At 49.0% G+C, this 800-nt stretch carries 1 protein-coding gene; it reads right to left on the minus strand.

From position 1 onward, the window contains the following. The coding region (locus ACS8FC_RS16555) for an elongation factor Tu (protein WP_439297581.1) at nt 1–800 on the minus strand (800 nt) is incomplete at both ends.

The raw sequence follows: 800 nt of genomic DNA on the forward strand, positions 1-800 counted from the left end.
ACCATTTCAGTACCGTCTTGTAACTGGATTGCGCCAGTGACGTCAGTGGTACGGAAGTAGAACTGTGGACGATAGCCGTTTAGGAATGGCGTATGACGACCACCTTCTTCTTTTGACAATACGTATACTTCAGCGTCAAACTTGGTATGCGGGGTGATTGAACCTGGCTTCGCTAGTACTTGGCCACGTTGTACGTCTTCACGCTTGGTACCACGTAGTAGGACGCCACAGTTTTCACCAGCACGACCTTCGTCTAGTAGTTTACGGAACATCTCGACACCAGTACAGGTGGTTTTTTGAGTGTCACGGATACCAACGATTTCGATCTCGTCACCAACTTTTACGATGCCTGATTCAACACGGCCGGTTACGACGGTACCACGACCTGAGATTGAGAATACGTCTTCGATTGGCATTAGGAATGCTTTGTCGACGTCACGCTCAGGCTCTGGGATGTAGCTGTCTAGAACTTCTAGTAGTTCTACGACTGCTGGTTGGCCGTATTTGCCTTCGTCGCCTTTTAGGGCTTGGGTGGCACTGCCTTTGATGATTGGGGTGTCGTCACCTGGGAAGTCGTAGTCGTTTAGAAGTTCACGAACTTCCATTTCAACCAGTTCTAGTAGCTCTTCGTCGTCGACTAAGTCGCATTTGTTCATGAAGACGATGATGTATGGAACGCCTACCTGACGTGATAGCAAGATGTGCTCACGGGTTTGTGGCATTGGGCCATCAGTTGCTGATACGACTAGGATTGCGCCGTCCATTTGAGCGGCACCAGTGATCATGTTTTTAACATAGTC

The sequence above is a fragment of the Psychrobacter sp. 1Y4 genome, assembly GCF_051847555.1.